This window comes from Micromonospora sp. NPDC049107, from assembly GCF_040648595.1.
In the GTDB taxonomy this organism is placed as follows: Bacteria; Actinomycetota; Actinomycetes; order Mycobacteriales; family Micromonosporaceae; genus Micromonospora.
In genome coordinates, this window is record NZ_JBEZEC010000023.1 from 1 (window position 1) to 24,682 (window position 24,682).

Annotated in this window: 23 protein-coding genes and 1 riboswitch; of the genes, 17 read left to right on the plus strand and 6 right to left on the minus strand. The window is 73.6% G+C overall.

Going from position 1 to position 24,682, the window contains the following annotated elements:
• Together AB0B55_RS32490 and AB0B55_RS32495 are read left to right on the plus strand one after the other, a co-directional pair.
• A partial coding sequence (locus AB0B55_RS32490) for a primosome assembly protein PriA (protein WP_357175963.1) occupies nucleotides 1–1,858 on the plus strand: 1,858 nt, incomplete at its 5' end.
• A gap of 147 nt (nucleotides 1,859–2,005) precedes the next feature.
• On the plus strand, nucleotides 2,006–2,989 hold the full coding sequence (locus AB0B55_RS32495; protein ID WP_357133425.1) for an AAA family ATPase: 984 nt from the start codon (nucleotides 2,006–2,008) through the stop codon (nucleotides 2,987–2,989).
• Between the two features lie 84 nt (nucleotides 2,990–3,073).
• On the opposite strand, the gene AB0B55_RS32500 is transcribed toward AB0B55_RS32495, so the two are convergent.
• The gene (locus AB0B55_RS32500; protein ID WP_357133423.1) at nucleotides 3,074–4,354 is read right to left on the minus strand and encodes a hypothetical protein; all 1,281 of its coding nucleotides are present in this window, start codon (nucleotides 4,352–4,354) and stop codon (nucleotides 3,074–3,076) included.
• A 243-nt stretch (nucleotides 4,355–4,597) separates the two neighbouring features.
• Between AB0B55_RS32500 and AB0B55_RS32505 the strand changes: the two genes are divergently transcribed.
• The 5 genes from AB0B55_RS32505 (at nucleotide 4,598) to AB0B55_RS32525 (ending at nucleotide 11,397) form a co-directional block, all read left to right on the plus strand.
• Nucleotides 4,598–7,081, plus strand: a complete 2,484-nt coding sequence (locus tag AB0B55_RS32505) for a tetratricopeptide repeat protein (protein ID WP_357175966.1) — start codon at nucleotides 4,598–4,600, stop codon at nucleotides 7,079–7,081.
• Between the two features lie 79 nt (nucleotides 7,082–7,160).
• Entirely contained in the window at nucleotides 7,161–8,429 is a 1,269-nt protein-coding gene (locus tag AB0B55_RS32510) for a cytochrome P450 (RefSeq protein WP_357133419.1), read from the plus strand.
• A 45-nt stretch (nucleotides 8,430–8,474) separates the two neighbouring features.
• Nucleotides 8,475–9,032: a peptide deformylase gene (def, locus tag AB0B55_RS32515; RefSeq protein WP_355243190.1), complete on the plus strand. Its 558-nt coding sequence runs from the start codon at nucleotides 8,475–8,477 to the stop codon at nucleotides 9,030–9,032.
• A gap of 5 nt (nucleotides 9,033–9,037) precedes the next feature.
• A complete protein-coding gene (gene fmt / locus AB0B55_RS32520; protein ID WP_357175969.1) occupies nucleotides 9,038–9,964 on the plus strand; it encodes a methionyl-tRNA formyltransferase in 927 nt (308 codons plus the stop codon).
• Nucleotides 9,961–11,397 (plus strand): transcription antitermination factor NusB, encoded by a 1,437-nt coding sequence (locus tag AB0B55_RS32525; RefSeq protein ID WP_357133414.1) that lies wholly within the window; start codon nucleotides 9,961–9,963, stop codon nucleotides 11,395–11,397. Before fmt ends, AB0B55_RS32525 begins: the two co-directional genes overlap by 4 nt.
• 87 nt (nucleotides 11,398–11,484) lie before the next feature.
• On the opposite strand, the gene AB0B55_RS32530 is transcribed toward AB0B55_RS32525, so the two are convergent.
• Together AB0B55_RS32530 and AB0B55_RS32535 are read right to left on the minus strand one after the other, a co-directional pair.
• The gene (locus AB0B55_RS32530) at nucleotides 11,485–12,375 is read right to left on the minus strand and encodes a septum formation family protein (protein ID WP_357133412.1); all 891 of its coding nucleotides are present in this window, start codon (nucleotides 12,373–12,375) and stop codon (nucleotides 11,485–11,487) included.
• 84 nt (nucleotides 12,376–12,459) lie between these two features.
• Nucleotides 12,460–13,350, minus strand: coding sequence for a septum formation family protein (locus AB0B55_RS32535; RefSeq protein WP_357133410.1), 891 nt, complete (start codon nucleotides 13,348–13,350; stop codon nucleotides 12,460–12,462).
• Between the two features lie 254 nt (nucleotides 13,351–13,604).
• Here AB0B55_RS32535 and rpe point away from each other — a divergent pair, with 254 nt between their 5' ends.
• The 7 genes from rpe (at nucleotide 13,605) to ribH (ending at nucleotide 19,937) form a co-directional block, all read left to right on the plus strand.
• The gene (gene rpe / locus AB0B55_RS32540; protein ID WP_357133407.1) at nucleotides 13,605–14,285 is read left to right on the plus strand and encodes a ribulose-phosphate 3-epimerase; all 681 of its coding nucleotides are present in this window, start codon (nucleotides 13,605–13,607) and stop codon (nucleotides 14,283–14,285) included.
• A 1-nt stretch (nucleotide 14,286) separates the two neighbouring features.
• Nucleotides 14,287–15,243, plus strand: a complete 957-nt coding sequence (locus AB0B55_RS32545; protein WP_357133405.1) for a response regulator — start codon at nucleotides 14,287–14,289, stop codon at nucleotides 15,241–15,243.
• A 78-nt stretch (nucleotides 15,244–15,321) separates the two neighbouring features.
• A riboswitch (FMN riboswitch) is annotated at nucleotides 15,322–15,492 on the plus strand.
• 158 nt (nucleotides 15,493–15,650) lie between these two features.
• On the plus strand, nucleotides 15,651–16,712 hold the full coding sequence (ribD, locus tag AB0B55_RS32550; RefSeq protein WP_357133403.1) for a bifunctional diaminohydroxyphosphoribosylaminopyrimidine deaminase/5-amino-6-(5-phosphoribosylamino)uracil reductase RibD: 1,062 nt from the start codon (nucleotides 15,651–15,653) through the stop codon (nucleotides 16,710–16,712).
• Nucleotide 16,713: 1 nt separating this feature from the next.
• Nucleotides 16,714–17,331, plus strand: coding sequence for a riboflavin synthase (locus tag AB0B55_RS32555; protein ID WP_357133401.1), 618 nt, complete (start codon nucleotides 16,714–16,716; stop codon nucleotides 17,329–17,331).
• On the plus strand, nucleotides 17,331–18,020 hold the full coding sequence (gene pnuC / locus AB0B55_RS32560; protein WP_357133399.1) for a nicotinamide riboside transporter PnuC: 690 nt from the start codon (nucleotides 17,331–17,333) through the stop codon (nucleotides 18,018–18,020). The genes AB0B55_RS32555 and pnuC overlap by 1 nt, the downstream gene beginning before the upstream one ends.
• Before the next feature lie 151 nt (nucleotides 18,021–18,171).
• A complete protein-coding gene (locus AB0B55_RS32565) occupies nucleotides 18,172–19,434 on the plus strand; it encodes a bifunctional 3,4-dihydroxy-2-butanone-4-phosphate synthase/GTP cyclohydrolase II (protein WP_357133397.1) in 1,263 nt (420 codons plus the stop codon).
• Nucleotides 19,435–19,436: 2 nt separating this feature from the next.
• Nucleotides 19,437–19,937 (plus strand): 6,7-dimethyl-8-ribityllumazine synthase, encoded by a 501-nt coding sequence (ribH, locus tag AB0B55_RS32570; protein ID WP_355053145.1) that lies wholly within the window; start codon nucleotides 19,437–19,439, stop codon nucleotides 19,935–19,937.
• A 135-nt stretch (nucleotides 19,938–20,072) separates the two neighbouring features.
• Here ribH and AB0B55_RS32575 read toward each other — a convergent pair whose 3' ends face one another.
• From AB0B55_RS32575 to AB0B55_RS32585, 3 genes are read right to left on the minus strand one after another with little or no spacing between them, the layout of a single operon-like run.
• The gene (locus AB0B55_RS32575; RefSeq protein ID WP_357133395.1) at nucleotides 20,073–20,816 is read right to left on the minus strand and encodes an amino acid ABC transporter ATP-binding protein; all 744 of its coding nucleotides are present in this window, start codon (nucleotides 20,814–20,816) and stop codon (nucleotides 20,073–20,075) included.
• Between the two features lie 2 nt (nucleotides 20,817–20,818).
• Nucleotides 20,819–21,691 carry an amino acid ABC transporter permease gene (locus tag AB0B55_RS32580; RefSeq protein WP_357133393.1) on the minus strand — a complete coding sequence of 291 codons (873 nt, stop codon included), beginning with the start codon at nucleotides 21,689–21,691 and terminating at the stop codon, nucleotides 20,819–20,821.
• Entirely contained in the window at nucleotides 21,688–22,548 is an 861-nt protein-coding gene (locus tag AB0B55_RS32585; protein ID WP_357133391.1) for an ABC transporter substrate-binding protein, read from the minus strand. Before AB0B55_RS32585 ends, AB0B55_RS32580 begins: the two co-directional genes overlap by 4 nt.
• A 133-nt stretch (nucleotides 22,549–22,681) precedes the next feature.
• On the opposite strand from AB0B55_RS32585, the gene AB0B55_RS32590 reads away from it, so the two are divergent.
• The 3 genes from AB0B55_RS32590 to AB0B55_RS32600 all read left to right on the plus strand — a co-directional run bounded on the left by AB0B55_RS32590 (nucleotide 22,682) and on the right by AB0B55_RS32600 (nucleotide 24,454).
• Complete coding sequence (locus tag AB0B55_RS32590) at nucleotides 22,682–22,945, plus strand: phosphoribosyl-ATP diphosphatase (protein WP_089016570.1); 264 nt, start codon at nucleotides 22,682–22,684, stop codon at nucleotides 22,943–22,945.
• Nucleotides 22,946–22,990: 45 nt separating this feature from the next.
• Nucleotides 22,991–23,836: an ATP phosphoribosyltransferase gene (gene hisG, locus AB0B55_RS32595; RefSeq protein WP_357133389.1), complete on the plus strand. Its 846-nt coding sequence runs from the start codon at nucleotides 22,991–22,993 to the stop codon at nucleotides 23,834–23,836.
• A 144-nt stretch (nucleotides 23,837–23,980) separates the two neighbouring features.
• A complete protein-coding gene (locus AB0B55_RS32600) occupies nucleotides 23,981–24,454 on the plus strand; it encodes a PH domain-containing protein (protein ID WP_357133387.1) in 474 nt (157 codons plus the stop codon).
• Nucleotides 24,455–24,682: the final 228 nt, after the last annotated feature.

The window sequence follows — 24,682 nt, forward strand, 5'->3', positions numbered from 1 at the left end:
CGGCGGTGCGGCTGCGCCCGGCGGTGCGGCCGAGCCCGGCGGTGCGGCTGCGCCCGGCGGTGCGGCCGAGCCCGGCGGTGCGGCCGTGACGGCAGTGCCAGACGGTACCGCCGAGTCCGGTGATGCCGCCGCGACAGCCGTGGCCGACGGTGCGGCCGAGTCCGATGATGCCGCCGGGCCGGCGGTGCCTGGCGGACCGACGGTGCGTGGCGGGCCGGCGGTGCGTGGCGGGCCGGCGGTGCGTGGCGGGCCGGCGGTGCCCGGGGAGTCCGGGGTGCCGGAAGGTTCCGCCGCACCGGGGGAGTCGGTCGACCCGAGGGGATGGCGGGACTATCCGGCCGGGCCGGCGCTGTTGCGGGCGCTCACCGACGGCCGGCCCGCCCGTGCGGTCTGGTCGGCCCTGCCCGGCGAGGACTGGGCCGCCCGCTACGCCGACGCCGTGGCCGCCACCGTCGCCGGTGGGCGCGGCGCGGTGGTCGTCGTGCCGGACGCGCGCGACCTCGACCGTCTCGACGCGGCGCTGACCGACGTGCTGGGCCCCGGGCGGCACGTCGCACTCTCCGCCGCCCTCGGGCCGGCCCGGCGCTACCGGGCGTTCCTCGCCGCCCGTCGCGGGCAGGTGCCGGTGGTCATCGGCACCCGGGCGGCGATGTTCGCCCCGGTGCGCCGGCTCGGTCTCGTCGCCGTCTGGGACGACGGGGACGACCTGCACTCCGAACCCCGCGCGCCCTATCCGCACGCCCGCGACGTACTGCTCACCCGAGCGCGGCTCGGCGAGGCCGCAGCGCTGGTCGGCGGGTACGCGCGTACGGCCGAGGCGCAGTTGCTGCTGGAGACCGGCTGGGCCCGGGAGGTGGTCGCCGACCGGGCGACGGTGCGGGCGCGGATACCGGCCATCGCGCCGACCGGGGACGATCCGCAGCTCGCCCGTGATCCCGGTGCGGCCACCGCGCGGCTGCCCAGCCTGGCCTGGACGGCCGCCCGCGACGCGCTCCGGGCGGGCCTGCCGGTGCTCGTGCAGGTACCCCGCCGCGGCTACCTGCCCTCGGTCTCCTGCGCCGACTGCCGCACCCCGGCCCGCTGCGCGCACTGCGCCGGCCCGCTGGCCCTGCCGTCGGCCGGCGGCACTCCCGCCTGCCGGTGGTGCGCCCGGGTCGCCGCCGCGTACGCCTGTCCCCAGTGCGGCGGGCGGCGGCTGCGGGCGGCGGTCACCGGCGCCCGGCGTACCGCCGAGGAGTTGGGCCGGGCGTTCCCCGACGTGCCGGTGCGGACCTCGGGGCGCGAGGAGGTGTTGACCGACGTGCCCGGCACGGCCGCCCTGGTCGTCGCCACGCCCGGTGCCGAACCGGTCGCGGCCGGCGGCTACGGCGCGGTGCTGCTGCTCGACTCGTGGGCCCTGCTGACCCGGGCCGACCTGCGTGCCGGCGAGGAGGCGCTGCGCCGCTGGCTGGCCGCGGCGGCGCTGGCCCGCCCGGCGCCGGCCGGCCGCGTGGTGGTCGTCGCCGACGGCGCGCTCGCCCCGGTGCAGGCGTTGCTGCGCTGGGACGCCGCCTGGTTCGCCGGTCGGGAGCTGGCCGAGCGCCGCGAGCTGGGCTTCCCACCGGCGGTACGGATGGCGAGCGTCACCGGCCCGGCCGAGGCGGTGGCCGACCTGCTCGACGCGGCGCGATTGCCCGCCGACGCCGAGGTGCTCGGGCCCGTGCCGGCCGAGGAAGGGCGCGAACGGATGCTGCTGCGGGTGCCCCGGGCACGGGCCGCCGCGCTCGCCGAGGCTCTGCACTCGGCTGCCGGGGTGCGCGCCGCCCGCAAGGCCGCCGAGCCGGTTCGTCTCCAGGTCGATCCGTTGAGCCTGTTCTGACCGTTTCGCGGGCGGTGGCAGGCGGGCGCGGCGACCGGTGCCCGCACACCGCGTCCGGCAGAACGCTGGTGACGAGGTGGTAGCATCGCCCGTCATGCTCGGGCTGTCGATGATGTCAGGAAGCCGGTTATCAGGGGTGGACCAGTCGTGACCGTTCGACAATCGATCGTCTTCAACGGCGACCTCGGCAGCGGCAAGAGCACGGTGTCGGTGGAGATCGCCAAGCGGCTCGGTATGCGCCGGGTCAGCGTGGGTGATCTCTATCGGGAGATGGCGCAGCAGCGGCAGATGACCGCCCTGCAACTCAACCTGCACGCCGAACTGGACCAGGCCGTCGACGGGTACGTCGACCAGCTCCAGCGCGACATCGCCGCCTCCGGCGAACACCTGATCATGGATTCGCGGCTGGCCTGGCACTTCTTCACCGACGCGCTCAAGGTGCACATGATCACCGAGCCGGGTGAGGCGGCCCGCCGGGTGCTGGCCCGCCCGTCCGGCCCGGCGGAGAGCTACGCCTCGCACGAGGAGGCCAAGGCCAAGCTCCGCGAGCGCAGCGCCAGCGAGCGCAGCCGGTTCATCCTCCGCTACGGGGTGGACAAGGCGCGGTTGCGCAACTACGACCTGATCTGTGACACCACCCGGGCCTCCGCCGCCGAGGTGGTCGAGCACATCGTCGCCGCGTACGAGGGCACGCTCGGCGCCGAGGTGCTGCGCGACGGCCCGCCGCTGCTGCTGCTGGATCCGGCGCGGGTCTACCCGACCGAGGACATCGCCACCCTGCGTGGCCTCTGGGACAGCGAGTTCGTCGGCGACGTGGCCGAGGCCGGCGACGAGTCGTTGGAGCCGCTCAAGATCGGCTTCACGGGGGAGTACTTCTTCGTCGTCGACGGTCACCGGCGGCTCAGCGCCGCCCTGCAGAACGGCTTCTCCCTGGTGCCGGCGCAGCTCGTCGCCGAGGTCGACGAGCCGGTGGTCGGCGGGATGAGCGCCGTGGACTACTTCGCCGCTCAGGTGCGGCCGGGCCTGGTCTACGACTGGGAGGCCGCCCACAAGATCCACCTGCCGTTGCCGGAGCCGGCGCTGCTCCGCGGCGACGCCGTGCTCGCCGCGGACACGGGCGTCGGCGCCTAGGCGCAGCCTGAGCGCGACGCCGGACCGGCGCGCGGGACGCGCGCCGGCCCGGGTGTCGGGTTGGACGATGGTCGTGCGGAGGCGTCAGCCCAGGACGACTCCGGAGGCGCCCACGCCGGCCATGCCGGAGAAGATGTCCTCGTAGTAGAACCGCCAGGCGCACACCCGCCCGGCGGTCACGTAGCCGGTGCACGCCGTCGTCGTGTTGGTGTCGTCGATGGCGGTGTTGGTGCCGGTCGCCCAGACCTGGAGGGTGTTCGCCGCGTTCACGATCTCCACGGGGCCGCCGCTGTCACCCTGGCCGACGGCGTTGGTGTGGGCGGTGTTCTCGGCCTGCACCTGACCGCAGACCGTACCGAAGTTGCGCACGTTGATGCACAGGTTGCGGGCCTTCACCTGGATCGAGCACCGGGTGCCGGAGTACGCGCCGGAGCTGCACACCCAGTTGCCGACCTGGCTGGCCTGCGCGCCGATCACCTGGTTGCTGAACTCGCTGACCACCGCGCCGTTCGCGTCCGTGCTGTTGTTGAAGACCCGGCCGCCGCCGCTGCCCGCGATGAGCAGGCTGTCGCTGCTGACGTTGCGGCTGATGACGGTGCCGATGGTCTGCCCGGTCGGGTCGGCCGCCACGACGTTGAGGTTGGCGCAGTGCGCGGCGGAGAGTACCCGCGACACCCCGCCCTGGTAGACGCCGAAGCCGGTCGAGCAGCCGCCACCGGTGGAGGTGTTGCGCCACGCGGCGCCACCCCACCAGGGCGGGCTGTCGTCCCACCGGGTGGCGGGAGCGGCGGCGACGCCGGTCTGGACGGTCACCGGAACGCCGGCGAGAGCCGTCGCCCCGAGCAGCCCACTCTGCGTACCGACGAGCAGGCCGGCGCCGTCGGCGCGCGGCCCCACCGTCGTGATCTTGTCGCCGGCCGTGGCGCGCAGCTTGTCGGCCGCGACCATCAGCTCCCGCTGCGAGTACGTGGCGGGCAGCACCGTCGTCGCGACGGTGGCCCGGGCGTTGGCCACCAGTCGGGCCGGCGGCTCGCCCTTCCAGTAGACCTGGAGATGACGGGTGGCGGGATCGGCGACGATGCCGGCGAAGCCGGAGTTCGCGCTGCGCTGCGCGGCGTTGGTGATCTGGGCGGCGGCGGTGTTCATCCGCTGCTGCAACTGGAGCAGCTCCGACCAGGAGGCGAAGCCGCCTGGCACCGCGGTGCTGTCGACGAACGATCCGGTGGTGGTGGCCTTGCCCTTCGGCGCGGCGGTGGCCGACGTGGCGGTCACGCCCGTGACGAGCAGCGTGAGGCCGCAGGCAGCCACGGCGATGCGACGCAGCATCGACGCGGACCGTCGGGCGTTCGGGTGTGGACGGATCATCTGTACCCCTTCCCCAGGGTTCGTGGCGCGGGCCGGGCCCGCACCAGGGACGGTGGCACGCGACGTCCGATCCGGACGGCGATCCTGGACGGGATTGGACACGGTCGGACACCACCGGACGGCGAAAGGTCCGATGTGAACTGTCAGACATCGGCGATCTCCTATCTCACCGCTGGTAGCCGCGTCTAGCCTGCCCGTGTCGGCATCCGGGGCGCCGGGTGACCGGGAGGGGGTGGGGGCCGCATGTCCGACCAGTGGATTCCGCCCGGCGTTCGTGCCGGGGCCCAGGAGTCGCCCGGGGGGTGCGACGTGGCACGCCGTGCCGCCGCGGCGCAGACCCTGCCGGATCTGGCCGGTCTGCTGCGCCAACTTCGCCGCCGCGAAGCACGGCAGCAGGGCGAGACCCGGCTGACATACCGGCAGTTGGCGGCGAAGACCGGCTGGTCACGCGGCATCATCGGGGAGTACTTCGCCGGTAACGTCCTGCCCCCGCCGGAGCGGTTCGACGCGCTCATCCGATTGCTCGGCGCGAGCCCCACCGAGCAGGGTGTGCTGGCCACCGCGCGGGACCGGATCGAGGAGCGACGCCGACGCCCGACCGGCGACCACGCGACCGACGTACGGGCGGGCGCCGGGGCGGCGCGCCCCCAGGGCGGCGGCGCACGGGTCGCCGCGACGTCGAACCGCCTCCCCGTACCCCGTCAACTGCCCCCGGCGCTGCCCGGATTCGTCGGACGTACCGCCCAGCTCGCGCAGCTCGACACCGCCTGGGCCAGCCCGGACGCCGCCGACGACGGCGGCGTGGCGCCCGCCGGGGTGGTGACCCTGTCCGGTACGGCCGGGGTCGGCAAGACCACCCTGGCGGTGCACTGGGCGCATCGGGTCGCCGACCGCTTCCCGGACGGTCAGCTCTACGTCGACCTGCGAGGATTCGACGCCACCGGCACGGTGGTGACGCCCGTCGAGGCGGTCCGGGGGTTCCTCGAGGCCCTCGCGGTGCCGCCCGAACGGATCCCCACCCACCTGAGCGCGCAGGTGGGCCTGTACCGCAGCCTGCTCGCCGGCCGTCGGATGCTGGTGCTGCTGGACAATGCCCGCGACGCCGAGCAGGTCCGGCCGCTGCTGGCCGGCAGCGCGACCTGCCTGGTCCTGGTCACCAGCCGCAACCGCCTGGCCGGTCTGGTCGCCGCCGAGGGCGCCCGGCCGGTGGGCGTGGAGCTGCTCAGCGCCGCCGAGGCGTGGCAGCTGCTGGCCCGCCGGCTCGGCGCGGACCGGCTGACCCTCGAGCCAGGGGCGGTGGACGAGATCATCGAGCGGTGCGCGCGGTTGCCGCTGGCGCTGGCGGTACTCGCCGCGCGGGGCGCGGCAAATCCCGATTTCCCCCTGGCCAGCCTCGCGGCCGAGCTGCGCGAGGCGCCCCACCCGTTGGAATCGTTCGACGCCGGTGACGCCGGCACCGACGTGCAGGCCGTGTTCTCCTGGTCCTACCGGAGCCTGACGCCCCCGGCCGCGCGGCTGTTCCGGCTGTTCGGCTGCCACCCGGGCCCGGACATCGGCGTGGCGGCGGCGGCCAGCCTGGCCGGGGTGCCCCGCGAGCAGGCGCCCCGACTGCTGGCGGAGCTGGCCCACGCGCACCTCGTCACCGAGCACGCACCCGGTCGGTTCGGCGCGCACGACCTGCTCCGGGCGTACGCCGTCCAGCAGGCCGAGCGGTTCGAACCGGCCGGCGCCCGACGGGCCGCGATCCGGCGTGGACTGGACCACTACCTGCACACCGCCCACGCGGCCGCGCTGCTGCTGCAACCGGGCCGGGATCCGGTCACCCTGGCCCCGGTCGCCCCCGGTGTGCGGCCCGAGGAGATCATCGACCACGGGCGGGCGCTCGCCTGGTTCACCACCGAGTACCCGGTGCTCCTGGCGGCCGTCGCGCACGCCCGGCGCGTCGGGTTCGACAGCCACGCCTGGCAGCTGGCGTGGACGCTGGTGGACTTCCTGCAACGCCGGGGGCGGTGGCCGGACCTCGCCGCCGCCCAGCGGACCGCCCTGGCCGGGGCCCGCCGGGCGGGCGACCGACTCGGGCAGGCGAACGCCCACCGGGACCTCGCCCGGGTGCTGTCCCGGCTGGGTCGGGTGGACGAGGCGGCGACCAACTACCGGCACGCCCTGGCGATCTTCGGGGCGTTGGGTGACCACACCGGGCAGGCGCGTACCCACCGGGCGTTCGGCGCGATGCTCGACGGCCTCGGCCGGCACGCCGAGGCGCTGGAGCACGGGCAGCGGGCGCTGGCGCTGTACCGCGACGCCGGCCACCTCGCCGGGGAGGCGAGCGCCCGCAACGCGGTCGGCTGGGCGCACGCCCAGCTCGGGCAGTACGCCCCGGCGCTCACGCACTGCGGGCAGGCGCTGACGTTGCTGCGCCGCACCGGCGACCGGCACGGTGAGGCGAACACCTGGGACAGCCTCGGCTTCATCCACGCCCGCCTGGGCGACCACGCCGAGGCGATCCGCTGTTACGGGCGGGCGCTCCGGCTCTACCGGCGGATCAGCGACCGGTACGACGAGGCGGACACCCTGTCCCGGCTCGGCGAGAGCCGCCAGGCGGCGGGGGACACCGTCGGCGCGGTGCGGACCTGGCGGCGTGCCCTGCGCATCCTCGACGACCTCGGCCATCCCGACGCCGAGCGGGTCCGTGCCCTGCTGGCCGCGGCGGCGACCGCCGGGGGCTGACGAGCGCCGGGCAGGGGATGCCTTCCGGCGGCGGCACCGGGATGATGGAGCCTTCCACGCATCGACGGGGAGGCCGACCATGGAGGCTGCCGAGGCGCTCACACTGCTCATGTCGCCGCAGGGACGCGTCGATCCGTACCCGACGTACGAGCGGCTGCGCTCGCACGGTCCGGTGGTCGAGGCGTTGCCCGGCCTGTACGTGGTGACCGGCTACCCGGAGGTCGACGAGCTGCTGCGCGACCCCCGGCTCGTGGTGCTCGACGACGCGCTGCGGGACCAGGTGTGGCCGAACTGGCGGCAGAGCCCGGCGATGAAGTCGATCGCCCGGTCCATGCTGCGGACCAACCCGCCCGACCACAGCCGGATGCGTCGGCTCGCCGCCGGGGTGTTCAGTCCGCGCCGGATCGCCGGGATGCGTGACGTGGTGCGGGCGCAGGCCGAGGAGTTGCTCGACGCGATGATCGAGCGCGCCGAGGACGGCCGGCCGGTCGACGTGCTCGCCGACTTCGCGTACCCGCTCCCGGTCGGGGTGATCTGCGCGCTGCTCGGCGTGCCGGCGCAGGACCGACCGCTGTTCCGCCGCTGGGCCGGCGACATGACCGGGGTGCTGGAGCCGGAGATCACCACCGAGGAGCTGGCAGTCGCCGACGCGGGCGCAGCCGAGCTGCGCGACTACTTCGTCGAGCTGATCGTCGCCCGGCGCCGGGAACCGGCCGATGACCTGACCACCGCGCTGGTCCAGGTCCACGACGCCGACGGCGAGCGGCTCACCGGCGACGAACTGCTGGCCAACCTGGTGGTGCTGCTGGTGGCCGGCTTCGAGACCACCACCAATCTGCTCGGCAACGGCCTCGTCGTGCTGCTGCGCCACCCCGACGACGCCGACGCGCTGCGCGCCGACCCCGGGCTCGTCCCGGCGTACGTCGAGGAGCTGTTGCGCTACGACTCCCCGGTGCAGCTGACCACCCGGACCAGCGCGGCGCCGGTGCGCTGCGGCGGGCTCGACCTGCCGGCCGGCAGCACGGCGCTGCTGCTGCTCGGCGCGGCCAACCGCGACCCCCGCCGCTTCACCGACCCGGAGCGTTTCGACCCCACGCGTGAGCAGGCGCACCCGCTGTCCTTCGGTGCCGGTCCGCACTACTGCCTCGGCGCCGGCCTTGCCCGGCTGGAGGCGCAGCTGGCGTTCCCGCTGCTGCTGCGCCGGTTGCCCGAGCTGGCACTGGCCGAGCCGCCCCGGCACCGGACCCGGCTGACCCTGCGCGGCTACGAGAGCCTGCTGGTGACGCTGGGCACACCGGCCCCGGCCGATCGAGGTACGCCGGCCGGAGCGCTGCCGGGCACTCCGTAGACTGGTACGGCACCGCTCGCCCGTCCGACGAAGGAGCCGTCCCGCGTGACCGTCCAGCCCATCCGTCTTTTTGGGGATCCGGTGCTGCGCACGCCGGCCGATCCGGTGGTCAACTTCGACGCCGAGCTACGTCGGCTCGTCGCCGACCTCACCGACACGATGCGGGAGCAGAACGGCGCCGGTCTGGCCGCGCCGCAGCTCGGCGTGAGCCTGCGGGTGTTCACCTTCGACGTCGACGACGTGCTCGGGCACCTGATCAACCCGGTGCTGGAGTTCCCCGACGAGGAGGAGCAGGACGGCCCGGAGGGCTGCCTGTCGATCCCCGGGCTCTACTTCGACACCAAGCGTCGGCAGAACGTCGTCGCCAAGGGCTTCAGCTCGTTCGGCGACCCGATGCAGATCGTCGGCAGCGGCCTGATGGCGCGCTGCGTGCAGCACGAGACCGACCACCTCGACGGGGTGCTCTTCCTGGACCGACTGGACGCGCAGGGGCGCAAGGAGGCCATGAAGGCGATCCGCCAGGCCGAGTGGTACGACGGTTCGGCCCCGCCCACGGTCAAGCTGAGCCCGCACATCAGCGACCCCTTCGGTCTGGGTCGGTGACCCGGATGCGCGTGATCTTCGCCGGCACTCCGGCGGTGGCCGTACCGGCCCTGGCCGCCGTCGCGGCCTCCCAGCACGAACTGGTCGCCGTCGTCACCCGACCCGACGCGCCCGCCGGACGGGGGAGGGGCCTGTCCCGCTCCCCGGTCGGCGTCTGGGCCGACGAGCACGGCGTGGAGGTGCTCACGCCGGCCCGACCCCGCGACCCGGAGTTCCTCGACCGGCTGCGCGCGCTCTCCCCGGACTGTGTGCCGGTGGTGGCCTACGGCGCGCTGGTGCCGCCGTCCGCGCTGGAGATCCCCCGCCACGGTTGGATCAACCTGCACTTCTCGCTGCTACCGGCCTGGCGGGGTGCCGCACCCGTACAGCACGCCGTGCTGCACGGCGACGAGCTGACCGGGGCCAGCGTCTTCGAGTTGGAGCAGGGCCTGGACACCGGGCCCGTCTACGGCACCCTGACCGACGAGATCCGTCCCGGCGACACCTCCGGCGACCTGCTGGAACGCCTCGCCGACAGTGGCGCGGGGCTGCTCGTGGCGGTGCTCGACGCGATCGCCGACGGCACCGCCCGCGCCGAGCCGCAGCCGGCCGACGGGGTGTCTCTCGCGCCGAAGCTGACCGTGGAGGACGCCCGGGTCCGCTGGGGCGACCCGGCCTTCGCGGTGGACCGGCGCATCCGCGCCTGCACGCCGGCGCCCGGCGCGTGGACGACCTTCCGCGACGAGCGGGTGAAGCTCGGCCCGGTCGTGACGGTGGCCGACGGCCCGGACCTGAAACCGGGGGAGTTGCTGGTGGAGAAGACCCGCGTGCTGGCCGGCACGGCCACCGGGCCGGTGCGCCTCGGCGAGGTCCGCGCCGCGGGCAAGCGGGCCATGGCGGCCACCGACTGGGCGCGCGGCGTCCGCGTCAGCGCCGGCGAGGGACTCGCGTGACGGCCCCGGAGGGGACGCGTCCATACCGGGGCGGTCCGTCGACCGGCCGCGGTGGCGACCGCCGGCCGGCGCGACCGCCGCTGGACCGGCCGCGCCGCGCGGCGTACGAGGCGCTCGCCGCCGTGCACCGCGACGACGCCTTCGCCAACCTGGTGCTGCCCACCATCCTGCGCGAGGAGGGGCTGTACGGCCGCGACGCGGCCTTCGCCACCGAGCTGACCTACGGCACGCTGCGTCACCTGGGCACGCTGGACGCGATCCTCAGCGACGCGGCCGGCCGGGACGTGGCCCGGATCGACCCGCCGGCACGCGACGCGCTGCGGATCGGGGCGTACCAGCTCCTGCACACGCGGGTGCCCCCGCACGCGGCCGTGTCGTCGACCGTGGACCTGGTCCGCTCGGTCGCGCCGGGCGCGGCCGGGTTCGCCAACGCGGTGCTGCGCGAGGTGTCGACCCGTGACATCGACGGGTGGGTGGCCAAACTCGCGCCGCCGATCGAGACCGACCCGGTCGGGCACCTGGCGCTGGCCTACAGCCACCCGCAGTGGATCGTGCGGGCCTTCTCCGAGACGCTCGGCGGCGACCTGGGCGAGACGGCCCGACTCCTGATCGAGGACAACGAGCGTCCCCCGGTGCACCTGTGCGCCCGACCCGGGTTGATCGATCCGGTCGAGCTGGCCGACGCGGTCGGCGGGGCGCCCGGCGCCTTCTCCCCGTACGCCGTCTATCTGCCCGGCGGCGCCCCGGGCGACGTGGCGGCGGTGGTCGACGGCCGCGCCCACGTCCAGGACGAGGGCTCCCAACTGGTGGCCGCCGCGCTCGCCGACGCGCCGCTGGACGGCCCGGACGGGCGCTGGTTGGACCTGTGCGCCGGTCCCGGCGGAAAGGCCGGGTTGCTCGGCGCGCTGGCCGCGCAGCGGGGCGCCCGCCTGACCGCCGTGGAGGTGGCCGAGCACCGGGCCCGGCTGGTGTCCCAGGCGACCCGGGGCCTGCCGGTGACCGTGCTCGCGATGGACGGTCGCGAGGTCGGCGCTGACCCAAAGCTGCCGGAGGGCCACTTCGACCGGGTGCTGGTCGACGCGCCGTGCACCGGGCTGGGCTCGCTGCGCCGGCGTCCCGAGTCGCGCTGGCGGCGGCAGCCGTCGGACCTGCCGCCGCTGACCCGGCTGCAACGCGAGCTGCTGGGCGCGGCGCTGCGGGCGGTCCGGCCGGGCGGGTTGGTCGCCTACGTGACCTGCTCGCCGCACACGGTGGAGACCCACGTGACGGTCACCGAGGCGGCCCGTCGCAGCGGCGTGGCGGTGGACTTCGTCGACGCCCGACCGTTGCTGCCGGCCGGCATGCCCGGCCTGGGTGACGGCCCCACCGTGCAGCTGTGGCCGCACCGGCACGGCACCGACGCGATGTTCCTCGCCGTCCTGCGCCGAGGCTGAGCCGCCCCGCTAAGTGAAAGGAAGGGCCCCTTGTTATACGCCAGGCGTTAACAAGGGGCCCTTCCTTTCAGCTCAGCGAGAGGGGGGTCAGGTGATGGGGAGGCCCTTGTTGCCGGCGTTGCGCATCGAGCGGGTCAGGTTCCGGTCGCTGATCCACAGGAAGCACTGCACCCCACGGTTGCCGTTCTTCCACTCCTGCTCGTACGGCTGGTAGTAGATCGTCCCGGCGCGGAAGTCGAGCTTGGAGTCGTCCGGCACCTTGGCGTACTTGGCGGTGACCGACTGGCACGCGCGGTGGGTGCGCTTGGTGGTGCGGTTGAACTCCGCGTAGCTGATGTCCGGGGCACGCCAGATCCCGACGAACTCGGCGTGGTGCTTCGCCGTGCAGGACACCGGCACCATCGCCTCGATGTCGTCCTTGACCAGCTTCGGGTTGAAGCAGCGGTAGGCCAGCGGGGCCGCGCCGGCCAGCGCCCCCCGCAGACTGCCGGTGCGCAGGTCGACGGCGGTGTCGTCGATGCTGGCGATCTCGGTGACGTCGCAGCGGTACCAGCGGGCGCCGCCGGCCCAGGCGGGCGCCGACGGCAGCACGACGGTCAGTCCCAGGCGTCCGGAGCGCCAGTCGCCGCCGACCGCCTTGGTGACCTCCTTCTCGCAGCCGGCCTGTGCGGCCCGCATGCCCTCGGAGCCCGGGGGTGGGGTGGTGCCGCGCTCCGCGCCGGGACCGGTGAGCGTGCCGACGTGGATCGTCTCCACCCGGTGCGCCTCGCTGCACTCCATCGGGTTGTAGCCGCTGAGGAACCCGACCTGCTGAAAGGAGTGGTGGCAGACACCGGCCGCGGGAACGAACTGCTGCGCCGCCACGGGCGCCGGCCAGTCGTCGGTGAGGTTCCGGTCAACTCCGGTGGGCGTGCCACAGCCGGTGAGGGCCAGGGCCACCGCCGCGCCTCCGGCAATCGCCGTCAACCACCGTCGCATCTTCGACCTCCCGCCGCCGGTGACCTCCGGTCGACCTCCAGCCGGCCGGTAACGCCACGGCGCAGCAGCATACGGCACCGTAGGTCAGATCGCGGGTAGTCCCTCGGGGCCGGCTCCGCGCATCGAACGGGTGAGTTTCCGGTCGTCGCTCCACAGGAAACAGCGCACCCCGCGGTCGCCCTCCTCCCACTCCCGTTGCGACGGTGGGTAGTAGATGGACCCGGCCCGGTACGGCAGTTCGCTGTTGTTGGGCACGGCCACGTACGCGGCGATCAGCGCCATGCAGCGCCGGTGCGCCTGCTCGCCAGAGCGGGTGAAGGCCGCCCAGCTCAGGTCCTTCTCCTCGTAGACGCCGACGAACTCGGCGCGGTGCGGCTCGGTGCAGAGCACCGGGGCCATGTAGTTGAGGTTGTCGCCGATCAGCTTGGGGTCGAAACAGCGGTGGGTCAGCGGGCTGTCGCCGATCAGCGCGCCACGCAGGCTGCCGACGCGGTTCACCGGGCGGGTGTTGTCGATGCTGTCGGTCTCGCTGAGATCGCAGCGGAACCAGCGTGCGCCGCCGGTCCACGCCGGCGCCGTGGGCAGCGAGAGCGTCAGGGTGAGCCGGGCCGTGTGCCAGTCACCGCCGAGCACGTCCCGGGCCCGCTGGTCGCACTCGGCGCGGGCCGCGCGCAGCGCGGTCGAACCCGGGCCCGGCCGGGCGCCGGCCCGCGCGGCCGGTCCGGTGAACGTGCCGACGTGGATCGCCTCGGCGAGGTGGCTGCGGGCGCAGTCGACGGTCTCGTACGTGCTGGCCTGCACGACCGCGGTGATCCTGGGCAGGCAGGTGTCGGTGGCCGGGGTGAACGGTCGGGGAACCCGCAACTCCGGCCAGTCGTCGGTGAGATCACCGTCCGCGCCGCGTGCCGGCGCGCAGCCGGACAGCAGCATCGTCGTGACGCCGACCAGCGCCAGCGCTGCAAGCCACCGTCGCATCGTCCGCCCTCCCGGGAGCTGGCGACCGGTCGCCGCGCCCCGTGGCGCGACCCCGGCGGGCGTGCAGCCTACGGCACCGTCCCGCTTGGAGTGTCGTCGCGTTTGGGTCGATCGGCCAGCCACTGATGTCTGTTCGTCCGGATTCGAGGATCCGGACCGGTTTATTCTGCACTACTGGTCACTGGTGGATCACAGCGTGTCGGAGTTGGTGCCGTGCTGCGGGCGGCGGGTGGCCGCGTTCGTACACTGGCCCCGTGACCGTACCGCCGCCAATCGTCGCGCCGAGCATCCTGGCCGCCGATTTCGCTCGCCTCGCCGAAGAGGTCCGTGCCGTCGAGGACGCCGCGGACTGGTTGCACGTGGACGTGATGGACAACCATTTCGTGCCCAACCTGACCATCGGGCTGCCCGTGGTGCAGAGCCTGCGGGCCGCCACCACGATGCCGTTCGACGTGCATCTGATGATCTCCGACCCGCGTCGGTGGGCCCCGGGGTACGCCGACGCCGGGGCGTACAACGTCACGTTCCACGTCGAGGCGGCCGACGACCCGGTGGCCCTGGCCAAGGACCTGCGTTCGGCCGGCGCGAAGGCTGGACTGGCCATCGACCGGGACACCCCGATCGAGCCGTACCTGGACCTGCTGCCCAGCTTCGACACCCTGTTGATCATGACGATCAAGGCGGGCTTCGGCGGCCAGCGGTTCATCCCGCAGTTGCTGGACAAGGTCCGCGCCGCCCGTCGGCACGTGAACGCCGGGCACCTGGAGCTGCGCATCGAGGTGGACGGCGGGATCGCCGCCGACACCATCGAGCAGGCGGCCGCGGCCGGCGCCGACGCGTTCGTGGCCGGCACCGCCGTCTACGGCGCCGCCGACCCGGCGGAGGCGGTACGGCACCTGCGGGCGCTGGCGGAACGCGCGGCGCCCGAGGCCTGAGATGGAGCCCGAGGTCGACCGCAAGGACGTCATCCTCGTCGTCGACGACGACGAGGACATCGCCCGGTTCGTCGAGTTCAACCTGCGGTTGCACGGCTTCGAGGTGATCCACGCCAGCGATGGTCAGGAGGCCCTGGAGGTCATCGAGCGCCAGCGGCCGGATCTCGCCGTGGTCGACCTCATGATGCCCCGCATCGACGGGCTGGAGCTGACCCGGCGGCTGCGCGCCGACCCGATGACCTCCGCCCTGCCGGTGATCATGCTGACGGCCAAGGGGATGACCGTGGACAAGGTCCACGGGCTCAGCGCGGGCGCGGACGACTACCTGGTCAAACCGTTCGACACCGCCGAGCTGGTGGCCCGGGTCTCCTCGACGCTGCGGCGCAACAAGGAGTTCCGGGAGGTGTCCCCGCTCACCGGACTGCCCGGCAACAGTCGCATCCGGCGGGAGATCAGCGACCGGGTCCGGCAGGGGGTGGACTACGCGGTCGGCTACATCGACATCGACCGGTTCAAGAGCGTCAACGACCGGTACGGCTTCGTCCGGGGCGACGACTTCATCTCCGCCCTGGCCCGCAGCCTGCACCGGGCCGTGGTGGCGGTGGGGCTGCCGCCGGCCTTCCTCGGCCACGTCGGCGGCGACGACTTCGTGATCGTCTGCGCGCCCGACCAGGTCCGCCCGCTCACCTCTCGGGCGGTGGTCGACTTCGAGAAGTCCGCCGACACGCTCTACGACGCGACCGACCGTGAGCGCGGCTTCGTCGAGCTGAAGGACCGGCGCGGCAACATCCGCCGGGCGGCCCTGGTCACGCTCTCGATCGGCGTCTCGCTGTCCGACGCCGGCAAGCGGTTCACCGACCCGCTCGAGGCCATCGCGGTGGCCTCGGAGATGAAGACGGTCGCCAAGAGCCAACCGGGGTCGTATGTCGCCGTGGACCGGCGGCGCGGCGTCACCTGACGCGTGATCCCGCTGTGAAGTAGCTCGCCTGAATAACGACACGCCGGGTTCGGCGTGTAAGACTGCGAAGTACCCACCACGCGCTGGCGGGACTCGGTGAAATTCCGAACCGGCGGTGATCCACGGTCCAACCGTGGTCAGCCCGCGACCCGGACGGCTCTGCCGCCCGGTGGACCTGGTGAAAATCCGGGGCCGACGGTTGGGTGCGGCTCGTCCGCGCCCAGACAGTCCGGATGGGAGACAGCGCGCGGGACGGACGGGTCCGAGCCGGCCGCTGGCTTCAGCGTGCCGTGCCGCCCAACCGGGGCGGCTGTGCCGTACCCGGAATCCGCCGCCGCCTGCCCGCGGTCCATACCGCCTCCCTGACCGCCCGCGCGATGAGGCGAGTGAGAGGGCAGGACAGGGCGATGGCCAGCGTCTCCGTCGACGAGGCGATGCGGCGTGCGATCGAGCTGGCGGCGCGCGGGCTGGGCACCACCAGCCCCAACCCGGTGGTCGGGTGCGTGCTGCTCGACGCGGACGGCCAGGTCGTGGGCGAGGGCTTCCACGCGTACGCGGGCGGACCGCACGCCGAGATCGTCGCGCTGGCCCAGGCCGGCCGGCGCGCCAAGGGCGGCACCGCGGTCGTCACTCTGGAACCGTGTGACCACACCGGCCGCACCGGCCCCTGCAGCACCGCGCTGGTCCAGGCCGGCGTGGGCCGGGTGGTCATCGCCGTACCGGACCCTAATCCGGTGGCCACCGGCGGCGCCGCCACGTTGCGCTCCGCCGGCGTCCAGGTGGACCTGGGAGTACGCGGCGAGGAGGCCGAGGCCGGCAACGTGGCCTGGCTGACCTCGATGCGCCGGGGCTGGCCGTACGTCATCTGGAAGTACGCCGCCACCCTCGACGGCCGGTCGGCCGCCGAGGACGGCACCAGCATGTGGATCACCTCGGAGGCGGCCCGGATCGACGTGCACGCGCTGCGCGGCACTGTCGACGCGGTCATCGCCGGGGTGGGCACCGTGCTCGCCGACGATCCGCGCCTGACCGCCCGCAACCTGCGCGACGGCAGCCTGGCCATCCGGCAGCCGCTGCGGGTCGTGGTGGACAGCTCGGGGCGTACCCCGGTGGACGCCCGGGTCCGCGACGGCGCCGCGCGGACGTGGATCGCGACCGCCGCCGAGGTCGGCGCGGGCAAGGACGGCCGGGTCGACCTGCCGGCGCTGCTCGCGGCGCTGCACCAGCGCGGCGTCCGCGCCGTGCTGCTGGAGGGTGGGCCCCGGCTGGCCGGCGCGTTCCTGGCCGCCGGCCTGGTGGACAAGATCGTCGGGTACGTCGCGCCGCGGCTGCTCGGCGCCGGCCCCACCGCCCTGGTCGACGCGGGAGTGACGACCATCGCTGAGGCCATCGATCTGGAGCTCGTCGACGTTACGCAGGTCGGTCCGGATCTCCGGATCACCGCTTTGCCCCGAAAGAGGGAGGGCTGACATGTTCACCGGCATTGTCGAGGAATTGGGCGAGATCGTGCGCGTCACGGCCACGGCGGGTGATTCCGCGCTGATCGCCGTGCGGGGCCCGCTCGTCACCTCCGACGCCCGGCACGGTGATTCCATCGCCGTCAACGGTGTCTGCCTGACCGTCGTGGACGCGGCCGACGGCGTCTTCACCGCCGACGTCATGGGCGAGACCCTGCGCCGCTCCGCGCTGGGCGCGCTGCACGCGGGCGACCCGGTCAACCTGGAACGGGCCGCCGCGCTGGGCAGCCGCCTCGGTGGGCACCTCGTGCAGGGGCACGTCGACGGTGTCGGCGAGCTGATCTCCCGCGAACCGGCCGAGCAGTGGGAGACCGTGCGGTTCCGGCTCCCCGCCGACCTGTCGCGGTACGTGGTGGAGAAGGGCTCGATCACGATCGACGGCGTGTCGCTGACCGTGGCAGCCGTCGGCGTCGACGAGTTCGCCGTCGGGCTCATTCCGACCACCCTCAAGCTGACCACCCTCGGCGCGAAGGGCGTCGGTGACCCGGTCAACCTTGAGGTCGACGTGGTGGCCAAGTACGTCGAGCGGCTGCTGGGCAGTCGGCTCGCCGAGACCGACGAGGTGGCCTGATGGGCGCCCTCGGCTGGCTCCTCGACGCCCAGGTGCAGGTGGCCGGCTCGCCGGTGCTGGTCCGGGAGATCGTCGGCAACGCGTTCGGCCTGATCTCGGCGCTGCTCGGGCTGCGCCGGCTGGTCTGGGCCTGGCCGGTCGGCATGATCGGGAACGCGCTGCTGTTCACCGTCTTCCTCGGCGGCGTGTTCGCCACCCCGCAGGCCCACGACCTGTACGGGCAGGCCGGCCGGCAGGTCTTCTTCTTCGCGGTGAGCGTCTACGGCTGGTGGCGCTGGCAGCGCAACCGTCGGGCCGACGCCCAGCACGCCGCGGTGCTGCCACGGTGGGCCACCGGGCGGGAACGGCTCGCCCTGCTGCTGGCCGCCGTCGTCGGCACCGCCGCGGCGTACCCGCTGCTCAAGGCGTTGGGCTCCTGGGGTCCGCTGCCGGACGCCTGGATCCTCACCGGCAGTCTGCTCGCCACCTACGGCATGGCCCGCGGCTGGGTCGAGTTCTGGCTGGTGTGGATCGCGGTGGACGCCGTCGGCGTGCCGCTGCTGCTGCGCGGCGGGTTCTACCCGTCGGCGGCCATGTACCTGATCTACGGCGCCCTCTGCGCCTGGGGCTTCGCCGCCTGGTGGCACACGTCGCGCGCCACCCGCCCGGCCGCCGCGCTCCCACCCACCTACACGGAGGCCGTCGCATGAGCGAGCAAAGCGAGCGAATCATCAGGTCAAGCGCCATGGTGCCTCATGACGCCACTGCTCACAGTCCGACCCCCGGCCGAGGCCGCGTGGCCGTGCCGGGCCAGACCGACCCGGCCGGGGCTCGGACCGTTCGGCGAAGCGGAGTGGCGGCATGAGCTTCGCCGACATCGAGCAGGCGATCGCCGAGATCGCGGCCGGACGGCCGGTCGTCGTGGTCGACGACGCCGACCGGGAGAACGAGGGCGACCTGATCTTCGCGGCCGAGCTGGCCACGCCGGAGCTGATGGCGTTCATGGTGCGCTACACCTCGGGGTACGTCTGCGTGCCGTTGACCGAGAGCGAGGCCGACCGCCTCGACCTGCCGCCCATGCACCACACCAACCAGGACCGGCGCGGCACCGCGTACACGGTGACCGTCGACGCCCGGGAGGGGGTCAGCACTGGCATCTCGGCGGCCGACCGCGCGCACACCATCCGACTGCTCGCCGACGCGGCCACCGACCCGACGGACCTGGCGCGTCCCGGGCACGTGGTGCCGCTGCGCGCCCGCGAGGGCGGGGTGCTGCGCCGGCCCGGCCACACCGAGGCGGCGATCGACCTGACCCGGCTCGCCGGGCTGCGTCCGGCGGGCGTGCTCTGCGAGCTGGTCAACGACGACGGCACCATGATGCGGTTGCCGGACCTGGAGAAGTTCGCCGCCGAACACGGCCTCGTGCTGATCACCATCGCCGACCTGATCGCCTACCGGCGGCGGACCGAGAAGCAGGTCGAGCAGGTGGCCGAGGCTCGGATGCCCACCCGGCACGGGGTGTTCCGCGCGCTGGGTTACCGCGCCGAGCACGACCCGGCCGAGCACGTGGCCATGGTCATCGGAGACCTCGGCGACGGCCAGGACGTGCTGGTCCGGGTGCACTCCGAGTGCCTGACCGGGGACGTGTTCGGCTCGCTGCGCTGCGACTGCGGGCCGCAGTTGGACGCCGCGCTGGCCCGGGTCGCCCGTGAGGGCCGGGGCGTGGTGCTCTACGTGCGCGGCCACGAAGGACGCGGCATCGGGCTGCTGCACAAGCTCCAGGCGTACCAGTTGCAGGACCAGGGCCGCGACACCGTCGACGCCAACCTCGACCTGGGCCTGCCGGCCGACGCCCGCGACTACGGCACCGGCGCTCAGATCCTCTACGACCTGGGCGTGCGCTCGATGCGACTGCTCACCAACAACCCGGCCAAGCGGGCCGGGCTGGAGGGTTACGGGCTCACCATCACCGGCCGGGAGAGCCTGCCGGCCGGCGCGCACCCGGAGAACCTGCGCTACCTGCGCACCAAGCGGGACCGGATGGGTCACCTGCTGGACGAGTTGGACGAGGTGTCCGAGGCGCCGCTGGGGCGTCCGGTCGCCAACGACGAGATCGGAGCATGACGATGGCGGGTTTCGGTGAGCCGGGAGTCGACGCGGTGGACGCCGCAGGGCTGACCGTCGGCGTGGTGGCCGCGCGCTGGCACGGCGACCTGACCGACCACATGCTGGAGCGCGCGGTCGCCGCCGCCGAGGCGTGCGGCGCGCGATCCGTGGTCGCCCGCGTCGCCGGCTCGGTCGAGCTGCCCGTCGTCGCCCAGGCCCTCGCCCGCCGCTGCGACGTGGTGGTCGCGCTCGGCGTGGTCGTCCGCGGCGCGACCGCCCACTTCGACTACGTGTGCCGATCGGTCACCGACGGGCTGACCCGGGTGGCGCTGGACGAGGGCAAGCCGGTCGCCCACGGTGTGCTCACCGTGGAGACCATCGAGCAGGCCCGGGACCGGGCCGGCCTGCCCGGCTCGGCGGAGGACAAGGGCTGGGCGGCGACCGTCGCGGCGCTCGACGCCGCGCTGGCCGTGCGTACCGTCGCGGCGGGCAACGCGCAGCGGGTCGGCTTCGCCGGCTGACCCGCTCGGCCTGTCTCCGGTGGCGGCCGGCCTGTCTCCGGTGGCGGCCGGCCTGTCTCCGGCGGCGGCCGGGTTCTCGGCGGCGGCCAGCCTGTCTCCGGTGGCGGCCGGGTTCTCGGCGGCGGCCGGCCTGTCTCAGAGCCGGCCGGCCTCGATGATCCGGCGCAGAAACTGCCGGGTACGGGGCTGCGTCGGCTCGCCGAGCACCTGCTCCGGCGGGCCGCTCTCGACGACGCGCCCCGCGTCGAGGAAGCACACCTCGTCGGCGACCTCCCGGGCGAAGCCCATCTCGTGGGTGGCCAGCACCATGGTCATCCCGTCGGCCTTCAGGTCCCGGATCATCGTCAGCACCTCGCCGACGAGTTCCGGGTCCAGCGCCGAGGTGACCTCGTCGAGCAGCATCAGCCGGGGCGAGTTCGCCAACGCCCGGACGATCGCCACCCGCTGCTGCTGCCCGCCGGAGAGGGCGTCCGGAAAGGCGTGCGCCTTCGCGCCCAGACCCACCCGGTCGAGCAGGTCGCGGGCCTGGGCCTCGGCCTCCGCGCGGGCCCGCCGGTGTACGCGCCGGGGTGCGAGGGTGATGTTGTCCAGCACGCTCAGGTGCGGAAACAGGTTGTACGCCTGGAACACCATGCCGATCCGCCGGCGTACCCGGTCGGCGTCGACCCGAGGGTCGGAGATGTCCTCCCCGTCCAGCTCGATCGTCCCGTCGTCCAACTCGTCGAGGAGGTTCACGCACCGCAGGAGCGTGGACTTGCCCGACCCGGACGCCCCGATCAGCGCCACCACCCGGTGCTCGGCGACCGTCAGGTCGAGCCCGTCCAGCACGACGTGGCCGGCGAACTCCTTGCGCAGCCCCCGGCAGCGCAGCAGCGTCATGGTCAGCCTCCCGACTGGCGGCGGGCCGAGCGCAGCGTGACCCAGTCGGTGACCGCGATCAGCGGGATCGCGAGCAGCACGAACAGCACGCCCGCCACGATGTACGGCGTGTAGTTGAACGTCTGGGCGGTGGCGATCTGGGCGGCCCGGACCGCGTCGATCGGGCCGGCGAGCGAGACCAGCCCGACGTCCTTCTGCAGGGCCACCACGTCGTTGAGCAGCGGTGGCGCCACCCGGCGGACCGCCTGCGGCAGCACCACGTGCCGCATCGTCTGCCGGTAGGTCAGGCCCAGCGACCGGGCCGCCGCGAGTTGGCTGGGGTGCACCGACTCGATGCCGGCCCGGAACACCTCGGCGAGGTAGCCGCCGTAGGTGAGCACCAGCGCCAGCCCGCCCAGCACCAGCACCGACGGCATGCCCCGCAGCCGCAGCCCGGGTACGCCGAGGGTGAGCAGGTAGAGCACGATGATCAGTGGTAGGCCCCGGAACGTGTACGTGTAGCCGGCGGCCAGCGCCCGTACCGGAAAGAAGATCGGGCCGCGCAGCGTCCGCAGCACGGCGATCACCAGCCCCAACAGCAGCGCGCCGGCCGCGCAGCAGACCAGCAGCCGTACGTTGAGCCAGAGCCCGTCCAGCACGGTCGGCAGCGCGTCGGCGGCGATCTTCGGGTCCAGGAACGACTCCCGTACCCGGTCCCAGCCCGGCGCGCCGGTCACCGCGACGACCAGCAACGTGCCGAGCGCCGCCGTGGAGGAGGCCGCGACCAGCACGCTGTAGACGGTCTGTCGCCGCCGGTACGCCGTTCGCCGCGCCTGGGCCGGCGAGGGGGTGTGCTCCCGTGGCGCTAGGGCGGGGGTGGTTTCCCGCGGCGTCACGTCAGCTCGGCCGCGCCCGCCACCTGCGCGAGCCACTTCTGCTCCAGCTCCTTGAGCGTGCCGGCCTCGCTGAGCTGACCGACGGCTCCGCTCACACAGCGGGTCAGCGGCGAGTTCTTGTCCAGCAGCAGCCCGAACACCTCCGGCACGCCGACCCGTGGCAGCTGGCCGACGATCACCGCGTCGGTGACCTCCGCGCCGGTGATGTAGAAGGCCGTCGGCAGGTCCACCACGAGACCGTCGATCTGCCCGTTCTGCAGGGCCTTCTTGGCGTCGTCGTTGCTGTTGTAGACCTGCGGCTTCGCGGTGGGCTTGATGACGTCGGTGATCGCCTGGTAGCTGGTCGTGCCTACCTGGGCCCCGAGCTTGGCGCCCTTCAGGTCGGCCACGGTCTTCTTGCCGGCGATCTTCGACGACTTGAGCGCGATGACCGTCTGCCGCACCAGGTAGTACGGCGCGGAGAAGTCCACCGCCTGCTTGCGCTCGTCGGTGACCGAGAACTGGTTGATGTCGAAGTCGAAGGTCTTCTCCCCGGGCGCGATCGCGGTGTCGAACTTCACCCGCGTCCAGGCGACGTCCGCCCGCGCGTAGCCCAGCTTCTCGGCCACGGCGTACGCGACGGCGGCCTCGAAGCCCTCGCCGTTCTCCGGCTTGTCCTGCCGGAACCACGGCTCGTACGCCGGCTGGTCGGTGGCGATGGTGAGCTTGCCCGGCGTACGGGTGGGCAGGCTGTCCTTGACGCAGGACGGCGCGGCGGTGACGGTGGGGGTCGGTTCGTCCTGCGGCGCGCAGGCGGTGACGGCGCCGACGACGGCGCCGACGAGGGTGAGCGCGAGAAGACGTGAGCGGCTGGCCATGGCGGACAGCGTAAAGCTCCACGGCCATCGATCGAAGATCTTCCCACCGGGACGATAGGGAATTGTCCGCCTGCTGGGTTCGGCCGGACCCGGACGTCCGGTGGTGGCCCGGCGGCTGGAAGAATCGTTCCCCGTGAAGACGTTCGAGGAGTTGTTCGCCGAGCTGCAGGCCAAGGCCGCCGCCGGCACCCCGGGCTCGGGCACCGTCGCCGCTCTGGACAAGGGCGTGCACTTCATCGGCAAGAAGGTCGTCGAGGAGGCGGCTGAGTCGTGGATGGCCGCCGAGCACGAGGGGCCGCAGCGCACCGCCGAGGAGATCTCCCAACTGCTCTACCAGGTCCAGGTGCTGATGCTCGCCAGCGGTCTCGAGCTCAAGGACGTCTACCGACATCTGTGAGTGCGCCCCGTCGTTGATCAGACCCGATCGAAGGAGCACTCCGTCATGCTGCGTGTCGCCATCCCCAACAAGGGCACCCTGGCCGAGCCGGCCGCCCAGATGCTGCGCGAGGCGGGCTACCGCCAGCGCACCGATCCCAAGGACCTCGTCTGCCGGGACGAGGCCAACGACGTCGAATTCTTCTACCTGCGTCCCAAGGACATCGCCACCTACGTCGGCTCCGGTGATCTCGACCTCGGCATCACCGGCCGTGACCTGCTGATCGACTCGGCCGCGCCCGCCGAGGAGGTCGTCGACCTCGCCTTCGGGCGGGCCACCTTCCGGTTCGCCGCCCGCCCGGACGACATCGACTCCGTCCAGGAGTTGGGCGGGCACAAGATCGCCACCGCGTACCCGGGGCTGGTGGAGCGGCACCTCGATGAGGCGGGCGTCAAGGCCGAGGTGATCCGCCTCGACGGCGCCGTGGAGAACGCCGTACGCCTCGGGGTGGCCGACGTGATCGCGGACGTGGTGGAGACCGGAGCGACGCTGCGTCAGGCGGGCCTCGTCGTGTTCGGCGAGCCGCTGCTGCGATCGTCGGCGGTGCTGGTGCGACGTGCCGGCGCGCCGGCCCACACGCAGGCCGAGCAGCTCCTCCGTCGCCTGCACGGCGTGCTGGTGGCCCGGCGTTACGTGATGCTCGCCTACGACGTGCCGGCCGGTCTGCTGGACCGGGCCAGCGGGTTGACCCCCGGCATCGAGTCGCCCACGGTCTCGCCGTTGCACCGCGAGGGCTGGGTGGCCGTGCAGGCCATGGTGCTCAGCGACGACGTGCACCGGATCATGGACGAGCTGTACGACCTGGGTGCCCGCGCCATCCTGGTCACCAACATCCACGCCTGCCGCCTCTGACGGGTATTGATCCACCCGAGATCGCGGAAGTGGGGGTGTCCGCTCGCGCGGGTCACCCCCACTTCGCTGACCTCGGGTGGATCACGGGCGGCGCCTCGGCGGGTGGTGCGCGGGTGGGGCGGACGTGAGTGGCAGACTGGGGGAGTGAGTGACACCGAGCTGGTCCGCCTCAAGCCCCGCCGCATCCGGGTGGTGTGCTGGTCCGCGGCGATCGTGCTGGTGGTGGTGTTCGCCCTGGTCGCCACCTCGCTGAGCGGGCCGACCGGCGACGGGTACGGCAGCTTCCAGCGCGGTGACCAGATCGCCATGATCGGCCTCGGCATCTTCGGGGCACTGGGCTTCCTGCTGTTCACCCGCCCGCGCATCGAAGCGGACGAGCGGCGCATCCGGGTGCGTAACGTGATCAGCTCGTACGAGCTGCCCTGGGAGGTCGTCCGGGGTGTCCGCTTCGATCGCGGGGCGCCCTGGGCCAGCCTGGAACTGCACGACGACGACCTGCTGCCGTTGATCGCGCTCCAGGCGGCCGACAAGGAGTTGGCCGTCGACGGCGTGCGCGCCCTGCGCCGGCTGCACGAAGCCCACCTGACCCGCCTCGCCGAACGAGCCGTCGGCACCTGAACCACCCACCCCCGCACACAAGCCACCGCGCCCCCCCGACGCCCCCCACGCCCCCCCCACGCCTCCCACGCCAGCGCGAAGCTGACTCAGCGCGGTGATCAAGAGGTTTGCGTCACGGGGCACGGCGTGTCGTGACGCAAACCTCTTGATCACCCCGCGCCCCGCGCCCCGCGCCCCGCGCCCCGCGCCCCGCGCCCCGCGCCCCGCGCCCCGCGCCCCGCGCCCGCC

What these genes read in the sequence shown, in the direction of transcription:
- AB0B55_RS32555 (WP_357133401.1), top strand. Translation starts at nt 16,714, where the DNA reads ATGTTCACCGGCATTGTCGAGGAATTGGGCGAGATCGTGCGCGTCACG.
- pnuC (WP_357133399.1), top strand. Translation starts at nt 17,331, where the DNA reads ATGGGCGCCCTCGGCTGGCTCCTCGACGCCCAGGTGCAGGTGGCCGGC.
- ribH (WP_355053145.1), top strand. Translation starts at nt 19,437, where the DNA reads ATGGCGGGTTTCGGTGAGCCGGGAGTCGACGCGGTGGACGCCGCAGGG.
- fmt (WP_357175969.1), top strand. Translation starts at nt 9,038, where the DNA reads ATGCGCGTGATCTTCGCCGGCACTCCGGCGGTGGCCGTACCGGCCCTG.
- ribD (WP_357133403.1), top strand. Translation starts at nt 15,651, where the DNA reads ATGGCCAGCGTCTCCGTCGACGAGGCGATGCGGCGTGCGATCGAGCTG.
- hisG (WP_357133389.1), top strand. Translation starts at nt 22,991, where the DNA reads ATGCTGCGTGTCGCCATCCCCAACAAGGGCACCCTGGCCGAGCCGGCC.
- AB0B55_RS32510 (WP_357133419.1), top strand. Translation starts at nt 7,161, where the DNA reads ATGGAGGCTGCCGAGGCGCTCACACTGCTCATGTCGCCGCAGGGACGC.
- AB0B55_RS32500 (WP_357133423.1), bottom strand. Translation starts at nt 4,354, where the DNA reads ATGATCCGTCCACACCCGAACGCCCGACGGTCCGCGTCGATGCTGCGT.
- AB0B55_RS32505 (WP_357175966.1), top strand. Translation starts at nt 4,598, where the DNA reads ATGTCCGACCAGTGGATTCCGCCCGGCGTTCGTGCCGGGGCCCAGGAG.
- AB0B55_RS32530 (WP_357133412.1), bottom strand. Translation starts at nt 12,375, where the DNA reads ATGCGACGGTGGTTGACGGCGATTGCCGGAGGCGCGGCGGTGGCCCTG.
- AB0B55_RS32545 (WP_357133405.1), top strand. Translation starts at nt 14,287, where the DNA reads ATGGAGCCCGAGGTCGACCGCAAGGACGTCATCCTCGTCGTCGACGAC.
- AB0B55_RS32535 (WP_357133410.1), bottom strand. Translation starts at nt 13,350, where the DNA reads ATGCGACGGTGGCTTGCAGCGCTGGCGCTGGTCGGCGTCACGACGATG.
- AB0B55_RS32575 (WP_357133395.1), bottom strand. Translation starts at nt 20,816, where the DNA reads ATGACGCTGCTGCGCTGCCGGGGGCTGCGCAAGGAGTTCGCCGGCCAC.
- AB0B55_RS32585 (WP_357133391.1), bottom strand. Translation starts at nt 22,548, where the DNA reads ATGGCCAGCCGCTCACGTCTTCTCGCGCTCACCCTCGTCGGCGCCGTC.
- AB0B55_RS32565 (WP_357133397.1), top strand. Translation starts at nt 18,172, where the DNA reads ATGAGCTTCGCCGACATCGAGCAGGCGATCGCCGAGATCGCGGCCGGA.